The sequence below is a fragment of the uncultured Campylobacter sp. genome, from assembly GCF_963517995.1.
Lineage (GTDB): Bacteria > Campylobacterota > Campylobacteria > Campylobacterales > Campylobacteraceae > Campylobacter_A.
The window spans coordinates 1-13,734 of record NZ_CAUQHQ010000058.1; the positions used below are offsets into that span (position 1 = coordinate 1).

The 13,734-nt window shown below is 49.2% G+C and carries 10 protein-coding genes; 4 read left to right on the forward strand and 6 right to left on the reverse strand.

Annotated elements, in window-relative coordinates; all coding sequences use genetic code 11:
* Positions 1 to 219: 219 nt before the first annotated feature.
* The 3 genes from RYL88_RS07130 to RYL88_RS07140 form a co-directional block, all read right to left on the reverse strand.
* Positions 220 to 477 carry a hypothetical protein gene (locus tag RYL88_RS07130; protein WP_314990132.1) on the reverse strand — a complete coding sequence of 86 codons (258 nt, stop codon included), beginning with the start codon at positions 475 to 477 and terminating at the stop codon, positions 220 to 222.
* Between the two features lie 618 nt (positions 478 to 1,095).
* Positions 1,096 to 3,012, reverse strand: a complete 1,917-nt coding sequence (locus tag RYL88_RS07135) for a hypothetical protein (RefSeq protein ID WP_314990134.1) — start codon at positions 3,010 to 3,012, stop codon at positions 1,096 to 1,098.
* Between the two features lie 20 nt (positions 3,013 to 3,032).
* Complete coding sequence (locus tag RYL88_RS07140; RefSeq protein WP_314990136.1) at positions 3,033 to 3,602, reverse strand: YcxB family protein; 570 nt, start codon at positions 3,600 to 3,602, stop codon at positions 3,033 to 3,035.
* Positions 3,603 to 3,826: 224 nt separating this feature from the next.
* Here RYL88_RS07140 and RYL88_RS07145 point away from each other — a divergent pair, with 224 nt between their 5' ends.
* Entirely contained in the window at positions 3,827 to 6,280 is a 2,454-nt protein-coding gene (locus tag RYL88_RS07145) for a molybdopterin-dependent oxidoreductase (protein WP_314990138.1), read from the forward strand.
* Positions 6,281 to 6,875: 595 nt separating this feature from the next.
* Here the strand turns inward: RYL88_RS07145 and RYL88_RS07150 are convergent.
* A complete protein-coding gene (locus RYL88_RS07150; protein WP_314990140.1) occupies positions 6,876 to 8,318 on the reverse strand; it encodes a nicotinate phosphoribosyltransferase in 1,443 nt (480 codons plus the stop codon).
* 250 nt (positions 8,319 to 8,568) lie between these two features.
* Between RYL88_RS07150 and pepE the strand changes: the two genes are divergently transcribed.
* Together pepE and dcuC are read left to right on the forward strand one after the other, a co-directional pair.
* Entirely contained in the window at positions 8,569 to 9,279 is a 711-nt protein-coding gene (pepE, locus tag RYL88_RS07155; RefSeq protein ID WP_314990142.1) for a dipeptidase PepE, read from the forward strand.
* Positions 9,280 to 9,536: 257 nt separating this feature from the next.
* Positions 9,537 to 10,994, forward strand: a complete 1,458-nt coding sequence (dcuC, locus tag RYL88_RS07160) for a C4-dicarboxylate transporter DcuC (RefSeq protein WP_314990144.1) — start codon at positions 9,537 to 9,539, stop codon at positions 10,992 to 10,994.
* A gap of 211 nt (positions 10,995 to 11,205) precedes the next feature.
* On the opposite strand, the gene RYL88_RS07165 is transcribed toward dcuC, so the two are convergent.
* Together RYL88_RS07165 and pepT are read right to left on the reverse strand one after the other, a co-directional pair.
* Entirely contained in the window at positions 11,206 to 11,610 is a 405-nt protein-coding gene (locus RYL88_RS07165) for a tetratricopeptide repeat protein (RefSeq protein ID WP_314990146.1), read from the reverse strand.
* Positions 11,611 to 12,013: 403 nt separating this feature from the next.
* Complete coding sequence (gene pepT, locus RYL88_RS07170; protein ID WP_314990148.1) at positions 12,014 to 13,249, reverse strand: peptidase T; 1,236 nt, start codon at positions 13,247 to 13,249, stop codon at positions 12,014 to 12,016.
* A gap of 136 nt (positions 13,250 to 13,385) precedes the next feature.
* Between pepT and RYL88_RS07175 the strand changes: the two genes are divergently transcribed.
* A partial coding sequence (locus tag RYL88_RS07175; RefSeq protein WP_369011031.1) for a DUF6882 domain-containing protein occupies positions 13,386 to 13,734 on the forward strand: 349 nt, incomplete at its 3' end.

Here is a 13,734-nt window from a genome sequence, read left to right on the forward strand (position 1 = left end):
GTCAAATTCCTGGGTACCGTGCCTAAAAGATGCGTGAAAAACAAATTTACAAAATCAGCCGCCAAAAGCGCGCGTATAAAAAGTACAAATTTAGTCTGGTAGTCGAAAAGTACCCGATTTACGGCAAAAAAGCGAATAATCCAAAACAATTCAAATTTTACTGCCAAAAATCGCAAATTTTATAAATTTAGCGGTTTTGGGCGACAGATTTATCGTCGTTTAGAGCGTTTTAAGCTTTTCGCGCACCAAGGCAACGTAAATCATCGCTAGCGTCGTCGCAAACCAGATGACGTAAGGTAGACAAAAAACAAACGATTTTTCGTAATAATCGTATTGTATGCCGACGTTGCGGCTGATGTAGAGGTAAAAGCCGCCTACGATGATGATGTAAAACGTGATAGCGACGGCGTCGCAGACGCGAACTAGCTTGCTGGTCGGATGTTTTTGTTTAGATACGGTTTCGTGATTATGGCTCATCTTTTCTCCTTTATTTTTGGGAAATGTTATCATAATTAGCGTAAAATTCTGATGATTTATATCAAAAATTTGCTTTTAAAATTTAAATCAAAAGTCCAGTATAAAATTTAAGACGAAATTTAACCAAAATTCGCGTAAAATCCATCCAAAAAGCAAGTAAAAATGATAAATAAACGGGCGCAGCGTATCGCTCGGGCGATGGAGTATGTGTGGAATAGCGACAAAAACGCGGAGTTGTTTTAAATTTTAGTTCGCGACAGTTGCTAAAATTGAGCGCTAAATTTAAGCCGAGTCAAATTTACCGCAATAGCGCGCTAAAAAACGGCGAGTGCGATTTGAGCGTACTTCACGCACTCGCCAAATTTGTCTCGCGTTACCACAGTTTTAGGCATACTTGCCCTATTATGACGGCGATAGGAGCTCCGTTTATGTCGTAAGTGTTGCTTGAGTTTGAGCCAAAATCGGGCTTGACGACGTTGCCTTGTGTCACCCAAGTGTTGCTTGAGTTTACGCCGTATTTTGGCTTGAGCTCGTTGCCCTCGTATACCCAAGCGCCGTTGCCCGCAGACCCTCCGTCTCGGTTGATTTTGGGTATCTCGTCCTCAAAATTTACGCAGATTATTTTCCGCGGCTTGCTTCTTTTGCTTTTATCGCTTCGTAAATTTCATCCGCGTTCGTCAAATTTGCGTCCAAAAACTCCTGCGCCTTTTTGAGCGTGCGCGCGCCCATGATGCCGTCAGATTTGACGCCGATAGCCTTTTGCACGTATAAAATTTTATCTTTTTGCGTCATCCTTGGCACGGTTTTGGCGGCATCGGTGGAGTTTGTTTCGCGCGCCGTCTCGCTTGAGCCGTCAAATTTAGCCGTTATCTCGCGAAATTTGGCTTCCAGGCCGCGCGATGCCTCAAAGCGCTCGTCAAGCGCCGTAAGAGTCGGAGCGTAGCCAAAACTCGATATCGCGCCGTAGATCGCGCCGAGGGCTCCAAAGCCCGATAAAATTTTAAAAAATAGTGAAAAAGCCTCTTTGTTTCGCATGTTTTGGCGGTACTCTTTAGGCACGGAGCTTCGGCGAAATAGCGTAACCAGCGCGCTAAGAGGCGCCAAGACGCACCAAGCCATGCCCGCGCAAATAGCCAAAAATATAAGCGTATAAATAGGCGCCATGATGTAGCGATCGGCTAAATTTTCGCCCAAAAATCCCGCTGTAAAAACTAGCGCAAGCAGCCAAAATAGCGACCCCAGACCAAACCAAACTGCAGGCGAATAAACGGGAGAGATTTTATTTAGGCATTTTTTCATCGTTTCGCCCAGTTTGCTTGCCGCACCCCTTGAGATGTAGCCGTCGCAGGCCTCTATCACGGCGTTTGCGGCCTCGTTTTGCGCGCCGTCTGTTTTAGCGATACGCTTTAGCGCGGAGTCAAGGGCTGGCTGCGAGCAGTAGCGCGTGAAAAATTTAAACGCCTCGCGTCTAGTTATCTTGCCGTCGGCGTCAATCTTTTCTAGCATCATTATCTCGTCCGCGAAAAGATCGTCGAAAAAGGGCGGCCTGATAAAGGCATAGGGCGGGTTGCTAAAGCCCACCGCCTCGTACTCCTTGCCAAGCAGTATAAAATTTAGCCTCGTTATCGCGCTATATCCTACGTAAGAAAACAGGTGCGAATCCTCTCCGCCGCTCTCTTCGTCTTGATAAAAAGGTATCGTCTGTGAGATAAATTTACAGCTGCGAGCGCATAAAAAGTCCAAAAGCTCGTCGGCATAAGCGCGTGATTTTATGCGTAAATTTACGCCGGGTTTCGCGTAGGCGCCGATGTTTGCTACCGTGGTAAAGTACCCGTGTCCGCTACACTGGGCGCACTGCACGTAGCCGGACCCTCCGCAGCCGCCGCACCTTACCGTGCCAGATCCCGAGCAGCCGTAGCAGGTATTTGAACCGCTACCGCCGCACGACGAGCAGCTCTCGTAGCGATACGTCACGTAGGTGCTGCCGTCGGAGTTGTACTGCGTGTGAGGGCGATTTACGCCGCCGCTACCGCCGCACGTAGAGCAGCTTTGTCGTCCGCGTCCGCCGCAGCTGGAGCAGGTTTTTTTGCCTCGTCCGCCGCACTCGCCGCATCTCGTCTGCCCGTCGCCGCCGCAGTTGTCGCAGCGCTCGCTCATGCTAAAGGGCTTAAAATCGTAATACCTAACCGTACCGCCTGATTTTGCGACGGCTTCTTTTGCGTCTTGGCGTAGCTCGGCAAGTAAAATTTCGTGCAAATCGGCGCTATCTCTAGCCTGTAGCAAGCACTCTCTGGCGTGATTTTCGTAGCCGCGCACGTCGTCGCCGAAATGTATCTGTTCCTTTGCGCCGCCTGCGATTTTGCTCTCTTCGCGCTTGCCGTAAAACTCCCACGTCACGGTTGCCATCGCTTCAAAATCAAAAATTTCGTGCGAAATTTCTACCAAATCCTCAGGCTTAGCTTGGTTGCCGCTTACTAGATTTCGCAGCCCTTTTAAAAACGGCTCGTGTAAATTTAACTCGTCAAATTCGCTCATTTTAAATCCTAAATTTTATTTTACGCGTCTAGTCCCGCGCGCTTTTTTATCTCGCTTAAAAACTCCGCACCGCCGTCTGAAAAAGCCTCGCGCGGCACGGCATAGAACATGGAGTTTGCGATGATAACGACGACGAAACTACCGACATAGCGGGCGTGGCTGATGGCGTTATAAAAATATCTGCCCTCGCCGAATTTGCTTTTTTGCACGAAAAACCCATCCTCTAAGATCACGCTTTTTGGTCCGAATTCGCCGTAGTTTGCTTTATTTATCAGCGCGCTAGTAAGCAGCCAAGGCCGTAGCCCAGTAGCGTAAAGCAGAGTAAAAAACGCGGCCATCCACGATAGGTAGGCTAGATTTTCCACGCCGCTAAAACCGTAATCCCTAAGCAAGTCGCTAAGCTCCCTGAAGTAAAATTTGACGCACAAAAGCGTGATAAAAAACATGCCAAGAGCCGACGCCGCAAAGTCGCATATACGTATGTTTTGCATAAATTTATCGCCCTTATAGACTATCTTGCCCACCTCGCGCGTCATCGCTTTATACTCGGCGCTAGGCTTTATCTCAAATTCGGCTTTTAAATTTGACATTTGCTTCCTTTAAATTTTGATGAGATATTATCAAATTTGGCCTAAATTTACGCTATTTTGAAAACCGCCTTTAAAACGAGAATTAAGCCTAAATTTCGTAAAATCACCGCCAAGACGCGAGGTCGCGTAATACGATAAAAGGCAAACGATGCAAAACTTAACCACATAAATTCCGCTAAATTTAAACCAAATCAACCAATCAAATTTAAATTTAAGGCAGAATCATGAAAAGACGAGATTTTCTAAAACTAGGCGCGCTCGCGGCGGCATCGGCGCAAGCAAAACAGTTTGACGCGGCGGCGCAGGCGATATTTGACGAGCAGATGGGGCTTTGCGCGAATAAATTCGGCGCGTTTTACGTCCAAACCATCGGCGGCAGGGTCGTGGGTACCGAGCCCTTTGAGGGCGACGCGATGCCGACAGTGCTAAATAACGCCCTAAGCGATCATATCCAAAACGAAACGCGCGTGAAATACCCATACGTGCGCAAAAGCTTTCTCGAAAATCCTGCAGATCCAAAGCCGCAGCTTCGCGGTAAAGAGCCCTTCGTGCGCGTTAGCTGGGACGAGGCGATAAAGCTAAGCGCCAAAATTTTAAAAGAAAACCTCGACAAATACGGCTCGGAGGCCATATACGGGCAGCTTTATCAGTGGGGTAGTCTGGGCAAGGTCGGCCACTCGCAGCGCACCGCAAAGCGCATGCTAAACGCGCTAGGAGGCTACGTAAGCGAGCTTGGCGGCTACTCATACGGCGCGGCGACGGCGTTTTTGCCTCACGTGACGGGCTCGATCGATCCGACGCATGCTCCGACGCGCTGGGAGGGCGTGGTAAAGGAGGCCAAAACGATCGTATTTTGGGGCACGAATCCCGTCGTCTCAAACAAGATCGCTATAGGCGTGCCGATGCACAACTCCTACGCCTACTACGAGATTATGAAAGAGAAATTTAAAAAAGGCGAGATGAAAATTTACAGCGTGGACGTTTACCGCAACGAAACGGCGGAGTATTTCGGCGCGCAGTATCTTGCCGTGCGCCCTTGCACCGATACGGCGATGCTGATCGGGCTTTGCGATTATCTTTACGAAAACGGGCTTTACGACAAGGAATTTATAGAGCGCTACACGGTCGGATTCGATAAATTTAAGGATTATTTCACAGGCGCGAAAGACGGCGTGAAAAAAGATCTAAAATGGGCGAGCAAAATTTGCGGCGTGAGCGAAAAGGAGCTAAAAAGCCTAGCTGATACGCTAGCTAAAAAAGACACGCTAATAGTCACGGGCTACGCGATACAGCGACAGCACCACGGCGAGATGGCGTACTGGGCGCTGATCACGCTAGCGGCGATGCTAGGCGACATCGGCAAGACGGGGCGCGGCTATGTGATGAACGATCAGATGCATAAAAACGCCGACATTAGCTTCGCCGCGCCAAAGCTTCAGGCCTTTAATCCCGCGGTAAACGAAAAATACATCGCCCCGCAGGGCAAGCTAGCTAAGGCTAAATATCACGAGATACCAAACAGCAGGCTTATAGATGCGATCATGGAGCCTGGCAAGCAAATCGAGCGCAACGGCAAGAAGTACGTCATGCCGCACATCCGCGTGATGTTTAACGCCAACGGCTCGACCTTCACCCGCCATCCCGATACCAACCGCGCGGTAGAAGCGGTGCGCAAGATCGAAGCGATCATCACCACCGAGCCCTTTTGGACGAGTACGGCAAGGCTCAGCGACATCGTGCTACCGGCGGCGCTTGAGTGCGAGCGCACGGATATAGAGTTCGCAAACTCGACTAGCGAGTACCTTTTTGCTATTAAGCCGCTAGTAAAGCCCGCGGGCGAGAGCAAGAGCGACTTTGAGATCGCGCGGCTCATCTGCGCGCAGTGGGGCGAGGAGTACGAGCAGGCCTTTAGCGAAGGCAAAACGGAGCTTGAGTGGGTGCGCGAGATCTACGAAAACGCCGCCAAGCAAGCCGAAGGCATGGGTATAGCGATGCCGAAATTTGAGGAGTTTTGGGAGAAAGGCTACGTCAAATTTGATCAAGTGGACGAGAACAAGATGTACTTCACAAACTACGCTGACTTCCGCGCCGATCCCGAGAAAAACGCGCTAAAAACCCCGTCGGGCAAGATCGAGCTCTACTCCGAGGCGGTCGAAAAGCTAGGTTACGCCGACTGCCCGCCGCACGCGACGTGGATGGAGCCGTTTGAGTGGCTGGGCGGCGACGTGAGCAAGTATCCTATCGCCATCAGCGGCGCGCACTCTAAATTTAGGCTCCACTCGCAGCTAAACAGCTCGCTCATCCGCAACTACGCCGAGATCGCAGGCCGCGAACCCGCGCTAATTAGCCCCGCCACGGCAAAGGCGCGCGGCATCAAAACGGGCGACGTGGTAAGGATCTACAACTACCGAGGCGAGATACTCTGCGGCGCGCTGGTAAGCGATACCGCGCAAGATAACGTCGTGATCGTGAGCGAGGGCGCGTGGTACGACCCGGCCGTCTGGGGCGAGCGCAGCCTATGCAAGCACGGCAACATAAACGTGCTAACTAGGGACGTACCGAGCTCGCAGCTATCGCAAAGCAACACCGCGCACACGAGCATGGCGCAGATCGAGAAATTTAAAGGCGAACTGCCGAGCGTAACGGCATTTGATAGGCCCGCGACGATAGAGGCTTAGGCTTTTAGATCCCGTTTTTCAGTTTAAATTCGAGCGGCAAATTTAGCGCTTGAATTTAAATTTCGGCTTTTTGGCGGTTTAAAGGTAAATTTAACCGCCAAAACAGATTTTTGGCGGACTTGTTTTGGAGATATTTCGTTAAATTAGACCGCTTAGTCTTGAGCTAAATTTAGCTTTAGCGGCAAATTTTCGCGCAAATTTAGCCGCCGCATTATCAAATTTAAATTTATGCGGCACGGCTTAGAGACTTTAAATCTATTTAACTTCAGCTCAAAACCGCCGTCAAATTATGGCTTTGTTCTCTACGCCTGCTAAACAAGCGCCTAAAGCCGCATTTTTTACGCGTTAGATTCGGTTTTGCTACTGGTCGTAAAATCGGCTGCGTAAATTTACGCTTCATTTAAGGCCGAATTTATCTTAAATTAGCCGGCCGCGAATTTAGAACTTTTCGCGATAGCCATACGTACAAGAGTGTTTGGCCCTGCTAAATTTAGCCTTGCGGCGCAAAACCGCTAGCCGCAGCTTGTAGCCGCGCCTACTAGGCCAAGCCCGCTACTAAAACGTCTGCAAATTTAGCGCTTTAAGCCCCGCGCGACTATTTTTTGGTTCGTTTTAGCAGGTTCATCTTCATCTCGTAGTAGTCCACGCTCATATCGACGTAGTGTTTGTGCGGGTTTTCAAAGCGCTGCTCCTCCTGCCAAATTTCATTTTCGAGCTGCTTTTTTACGTAGTCTCTGATTTGGGCTAAATTTACTTTCTCGCTCACACGCTTGCCGTCTTTTACGACTAGATTTTGTAGCTGCCGCGCCGTGCAACCCTCAAAATACAGCTCCTTCCACGGCCTATCGGGATCTATGTAGCGGTATGGTTTTGAGAGGTCGGGCGTTTCGTCCGCGTTCGTGATCAAATCGGCGACGGCTTGACCGCCTTTATATATGCGCCAGACCTTTTTTAGACCCGGATTAGTCATCTTTTCTACGGCCTCCGAGACCTTTATACGCGGGCTAAAAATGCCTTCTTTTTCGACTGCGACTAGTTTATAGACTCCGCCGAAAACCGGATCACTTTTTGACGTTATCAGCCGCTCGCCCACACCAAAGCCGTCTATGCGTCCGCCTTGGGTTAAAATCGAGGCGATGGTGTATTCATCCAGGCTGTTTGAGACGATGATTTTGCAGTCTTGTAGCCCCGCCGCATCTAGCATCGCGCGGGTTTTTTTAGATAGATACGCTAGGTCGCCCGAGTCTAGCCTAACGGCTTTTAGACGCTTACCCATAGGTTCAAGCACTTCTTTTGCCGTTTTTATCGCATTTGGCACGCCGCTATGCAGCACGTCGTAGGTATCTACGAGCAGCGAAGCGGAGCCCGGATAGAGCAGGGCATAGCGCTTAAAGGCTTCAAATTCGTCGCCAAAATACATCACCCAGCTGTGCGCCATCGTGCCGGTCGTCGGTATACTAAAAGCCTTAGCCGCCAAAACCGTCGCTGTGCCGTCCGCGCCGCCGATATAGGCCGCTCTAGCGCCATATACGGCCGCGTCGAAGTTATGCGCGCGTCTAGCGCCGAAGTCAAACACGCTTCTGCCGTCCGCGGCTTTTACGATGCGCCTAGCTTTGGTCGCGATGAGGCTTTGGTGGTTTATCTGCGATAGGATCGCGGTTTCTATGAGCTGCGCGTCGATAGGCGAGGCCACGACGGTCATAAAAGGCTCTTGCGGATAGATGATCGTGCCCTCGGCAAATGCGTATATATCGCCTCTAAAGCGAAATTTACGCAGGTAATCCAAAAAATCCTCGCTAAATAAATTTAACGAACGCAGATACTCTACGTCGCTATCCTCAAAACGAAAATTTTCTACGTACTCAATGATTTGCTCAAGTCCTGCAAATATCGCAAAACCGCCGCCGCTAGGCACTTTGCGGTAAAAAACATCAAACGCCACGCGCGGCTGATCCGCGCTTTTAAAATACCCCTCCGCCATCGTAAGTTCGTAAAAATCCATCACCATGCTGACGTTTCTTGCGTCAAACTGCGTCATTTTTGCCCTTTCTCGTTAAAATTTGATAATGATATAACCTCGCGGCTTGCGAGATGCTGAATTTTACGCGCTATTTCTAAACATATATATTATTTGTTCTGAAATTATTATCATTTTTTATCTGTCTTTAAGCTCGTTTAGCATATAGTTTTAAAGTTTTCATTTAAAAAAATATTTTATATTATTTTTATATTTTAAGTTACACTTTTTATTTTCATTTAGACGAAATTTTTAAATTTAGGAGGAATTTATGAAGCAAGCCTTGCTTTTAAGCAGTTCTAGCTACAAAGATACGGGCTATCTTAGACACTGCAAAAACTGGGTGCATGATTTTATAAAAGAGTGCGGAGTTTACGGCGAGCAGGTGCTTTTTATCCCGTACGCCGGAGTAAGGCGCACGAACGACGAATACGAGCAAAAAGTCATCGACCGACTAAAATATAAAAATATCGCGTCTATCCATAAATTTAGCGATCCAAAGCGCGCCGTAGCCGAGGCTAAAGCTATCTGTATAGGCGGCGGAAATACCTTTGCGTTGCTTTACTATCTTTATAAATTCGATTTAATTGAAATAATTAAGCAAAGAGTAGAGGTTGGAGTGCCGTATTTTGGCTGGAGCGCTGGCGCAAACGTCGCCGGAAGCACGATAATGACGACAAACGACATGCCTATCATTATGCCAAAAAGCTTTGGCGCGTTAAATATCTTCCCGCATCAGATAAATCCGCATTTTATCAGCGGCAAGATCGCCGGACATAACGGCGAAAGTAGGGAGGAGAGGCTGGAAGAGTTTTTGATAGTAAATCAAAAAAGCCTGATCTATGCGCTACCTGAAGGTACGACTCTAAGGATAAAGGGCGAAAACGCAACCGTGATGGGCATGGATGAAAGCTGCGTCTTAAAAATGGCGTATCAAAAAGAAACCGAGCTCATAAAAGTCGGCGAGAGCTTTAAATTTTAGCCGTTTGGCTCGCGATCAAATTTAACGAGCGGGCTAAAATCGGCAAAACGTTCTTTAAAATATTCGTTATGATTTGGCAAAATTTGGCGAAAATCTCAAATTTGAGGAGCACTTTTTAGAGGCCCGCAAATTTTAGATAAACGCTTATCGGCGAATTTAACGAAAAGATTAAATTTGACTCAAATTTAGCGCGCAAAACTCAGGCGGCGTAATTTTGATCTAAATTTGAAATAAACACAAAACGAAAGGGAGTAAAAATGGCTACTGCTAAGCTAATCTGTGCGGTCATAGGCTTGATCGCCGTCGTATTTTTATTGGTCAAAAAAAGAGAGACCAAAACCGTGCTCATCGGCGTGGGACTCGTGCTGTGCGTCGTCTGTCTAAATCCGCTCGGAGCGCTTGAGAGCTTTACGAAGTCGATGACTTCGGCCGGCCTTATCAAGGCGATTTGCGCCAGCATGGGCTTTGCCTACGTTATGAAGGTGACTAAGTGCGACCAGCACCTAGTTTTGCTACTCACCAAACCGATGAAAAATATCGGATTTTTGCTGATTCCGGCTACTTTCGTGCTCACCTATCTCATCAACATCGCGATACCGTCGGCCGCGGGCTGTTCGGCTGCGGTCGGGGCTACGATGATACCGCTTTTGATGGCGTCGGGCGTACGTCCTGCGATGGCGGGAGCTGCAGTGTTTGCCGGTACGTTTGGCGGCGTGCTAAGCCCGGGCTCGGCGCACAACGTCTTCGTGACCGACATGGTAAATAAAGCTAACGAGGCTTTGCTTGCCGCAGGCAAGATTACTCAAGCAGCGCCTAAATACACCATCCAAGACGTCATCGGCGTGCAGTTTCCAAACGCCGTTGCCGCGGGCATAGTCGTCTTGATCGTGCTTAGCGTAACGGCGATAGTCCTTAAAGATTATCAAAAAGGACAGGATTTTTCGCCTAAATCTACAGGTAGCGCGGCTGAAGCGACGCAGACGAAGGTAAATTTGCTCTTTGCTTTAGCGCCTCTCATCCCGCTAGTTATCCTCGTCGTAGGCGCGGTAATAAGTAGCTACGCTAGAGATTTTTTCTTAACGAATTTAAATAGTATCGTAGCGGTGCTGGGCGATCCGCGAGACGTTAGCGTCGAGAAATTTTTCGGCGACCATTACGGCCTTTTTGTGGCGATTAAGTATTTTGGCTGGATGAATATGGGCGTGGCCGAGGCTATGATCCTTGGCGCTATCATCGCGGTTTTCATCACGTGGACGAGCCCGGAAAAGATCACCAAAGAGTTTTTTAACGGTATGGGCAGCGCATACGCCGAGGTCATGGGTATCATCATCGCTGCGGGCGTTTTCGTCGCGGGTCTACAGGCGTGCGGCGCGATCGGCGCAGTCACCGAGTGGCTAAAACACTCTCAGGAGTTTGTGCGCTACGGCGGTACTTTCGTGCCGTATCTCATGGGTACGGTTACGGGCTCTGGGGATGCGGCTACTATGGCGTTTAACCAAGCTATCACCGTTCACGCCGCAGATCTGGGCTTCGCGCAGGATAAACTAGGCATGGCCGCTGCGATCTCGGGCGCACTAGGCCGCTCGTCGTCTCCTATCGCGGGTGCAGCGATCGTGTGCGCCGGTCTTGCGATGGTTAGCCCGGTCGAGATAGCCAAGCGAACGGCTCCGGCGATGGCGATAGCCGTGTGCGTTATAGCGTTTTTTATGCTCTAAATTTACGGAGCTAAATTTGATAAAGTCGGCGCTTTGCCGACTTTTTACGTGGAGGGTATTTGTCGCCCTTTTTAGATCTCTAAATTTTAGAAAATTAGCTAAATTTAATCCTTGTGCGCGTCGTTTCTCTTGGGTATGCGCTTTTTCTATCAAATTTACCGAGCCGAATTTAACGCGCAAAGGCGGTCAGTGTTATTTTCGAGTAAAATCTTTATAGCGGTCGCAGGTTAGCTTGGGCTTCATTTCGCACGCTTTTTTGAGGTATTTTTCGGCTGCGCTTGCGTCCCCTTTGACGCCTCGCCTTTGCGCGTATAGATAGCCCTAGGTCGTAGCATCCGCCGCCGCTACCTATGTCGCAGGCTTTGGCGTAAAGCTCTGCGGCTTTTTTGCCGTCCTGCGCCACGCCGCTTCCGTTATCGTATAAAAAGCCTAAATTTGAGCAGCCGGCACCATTACCTAGATTGCAAGCCTTTGAGTAGAGCTCGGTCGCTTTTTGGTAGTCTTGCGCGGCTCCTCCTCTAGCGTTATCGTACAAGACGCCAAGCTCGTAGCAGCTTGCGCCGTTTCCGCCGTTGCACTCCTTTTGCAGCGCGTCTAAATCGGCGCCGATCGCCAAAACCGCGCTTAGCGTCAGAAATGGCTTTTATTAAATTTTCTCACGTTTCACGTTTACGCAAAGCGAGCTTAAATTCGGGAGAGCGGGTTAAATTTGACGTAAATTTGGGTTAGCGCCGTAAAGGGGCGGGTATCGGAGCGTAAGATAAAAGGCGGTTGCAAATTTGACCCCGATCGGATTTACGCTACTCACTCGGGCAAAACGCCGCCGCAAGCCCGAGTGAGCCGAACTAAATTCGTCTCGGCGACGGATCGCAAATTTAAAAAGCAGCCTAAAAATTTGAGCGCAAAGCACGCTTACTAAAAAGCGCATAAATTTAAAAACCGGCATTTTCAAAAAGCACGTAAATTTCAGTTTGACTTTTAAAATTTGAGAGCGAATTCGCCCTCAAATTTGACCCGGTTTATTTCTCGGCTATGATTTTAATTATCTCGCAGACGACGTTACTGGCCGCGCATAGCGATTTTACCGGCAGGTACTCGTAGATGGAGTGAAAGTTGTGCGCGCCGGTAAAGAGATTTGGGCACGGTACGCCCTTTTCCGAGATGACGGCGCCGTCGTAGCCGCCTCGCATCGGGATGACTTTTGGTTTTATGTTTAGCCGAGCGTAGGCTTGTTTTGCCGCGACGACTGGCAGGCTGTTTTCGCCGCCCGCTAGGTAGTTAAATACGTTTTTGTAGCGGTCTTTTAGGCTGATTTGAATTCTGTGAGCGCCGTAAATTTTAGCAAACGAGTCGGAAAGATCTTGTAAAAACGCCATGCGCTGCGCGTATTTTGCCTCATTAAATTCGCGAACGTCGAGCTTTAGCACGGTCTTTGCGCTGTTGCCAGATAGCTCCTTGACCCAGTAGTAGCCCTCGACGCCGTCAGTGTATTCGGGTGCTTCGCCGCCGGGTAGCATCGAGATAAATTTGTGCGCAAGTAGTAGTGAATTTACCAGCTTGCCCTTGGCGTTCATCGGATGCGCGGACTGCCCGACGAAGGTCACGACCGCGTCGCCGGCATTCCAGTTTTGGTAAATCAGCTCGCCTATGCCGCAGCAATCAAGACAGTAGGCAAAGTCGGCCTTGATCTCCGAGACGTCAAGCGCCTTGGCTCCGCGCAGGCCTTGCTCCTCGTCGGGTAAAAAGCCAAACGTCACGTCGCTGTGCTCGATTTGCGGGTTTTGGACGAAAAACTGCGCTGCGTTTACGATGGCGGCGATCGCTGCCTTATCATCCGCGCCTAGCAGGCTGGTGCCGTCCGTTACGATGAGATCGTCTCCGACGTAGTTAGCAAGCTCCGGAAATTCGCTAAGTTTTAGCGTTATGCCTAGCTCTTTATTTAGCGTGACGTCGCCGCCCTCGTAGCGCACGATTTGCGCTTTCGTGTCGGTTTTTTGCTCCGCGCTCGTGTCAAGGTGCGCAAAAAACGCCACGGACGGTAGCTTTTTGGCGGAATTTGACGGCAAAACGGCCGTAGTTATGGCGTTTTCTCGTCTTTTTATATTTTGCAGGCCGAGCTCCTTTAGTTCGCTTTCTATCAGTTTTGCCAGATCGTGCTCGGTAGGGTTTGAGGGCATGATGCCCGCCGCGCCCGCTTCGCGGTTCGTGGTGGTGTTGATCTTCGTATAGCGCAAAAATCTCTCGACTATGTCCATGTTTGCTCCTAAATTTGAGATAAAATTTATGAAATTATACTATCTTTTAATTAAGCTTAAAATAAAAATTTAATTTCTTCGGACGGATTTAAAATTTAAACGGTATAATTCGCAAACCAAATTTAAAGGAGCAAAAATGCGAAATTTACGCTACGTAAGCGATTTTTCGGACTTTTATCAGGTGTTTTCGGCGACTCTGGGCAAGATGGCGACCGTGCAAAATAGATTTGCGGATATCGTAGGCGATCTCGACTGGAACGCGGATTTTGACAGCTGCGAGATAGCTTTCGGCGATCAAATTTATAAGATACAGCTTATCGGCAGCGAGTCAAAGGTGAGCGACACGTGGCTGTGGGGATTTGCCAACCAAAGCGGCCTTAGCCCCGAGGCGACGGCGTTTTCGCACGAGATTTTGCGCGCAGGACGGGAGTGGGGCTTGCAGGCTTTTAGCGAACCGAGTTTTGAGCTGGATGAGATGTTTAACG

What these genes read in the sequence shown, in the direction of transcription:
- pepE (WP_314990142.1), top strand. Translation starts at nt 8,569, where the DNA reads ATGAAGCAAGCCTTGCTTTTAAGCAGTTCTAGCTACAAAGATACGGGC.
- RYL88_RS07150 (WP_314990140.1), bottom strand. Translation starts at nt 8,318, where the DNA reads ATGACGCAGTTTGACGCAAGAAACGTCAGCATGGTGATGGATTTTTAC.
- pepT (WP_314990148.1), bottom strand. Translation starts at nt 13,249, where the DNA reads ATGGACATAGTCGAGAGATTTTTGCGCTATACGAAGATCAACACCACC.
- RYL88_RS07135 (WP_314990134.1), bottom strand. Translation starts at nt 3,012, where the DNA reads ATGAGCGAATTTGACGAGTTAAATTTACACGAGCCGTTTTTAAAAGGG.
- RYL88_RS07140 (WP_314990136.1), bottom strand. Translation starts at nt 3,602, where the DNA reads ATGTCAAATTTAAAAGCCGAATTTGAGATAAAGCCTAGCGCCGAGTAT.
- dcuC (WP_314990144.1), top strand. Translation starts at nt 9,537, where the DNA reads ATGGCTACTGCTAAGCTAATCTGTGCGGTCATAGGCTTGATCGCCGTC.
- RYL88_RS07130 (WP_314990132.1), bottom strand. Translation starts at nt 477, where the DNA reads ATGAGCCATAATCACGAAACCGTATCTAAACAAAAACATCCGACCAGC.
- RYL88_RS07145 (WP_314990138.1), top strand. Translation starts at nt 3,827, where the DNA reads ATGAAAAGACGAGATTTTCTAAAACTAGGCGCGCTCGCGGCGGCATCG.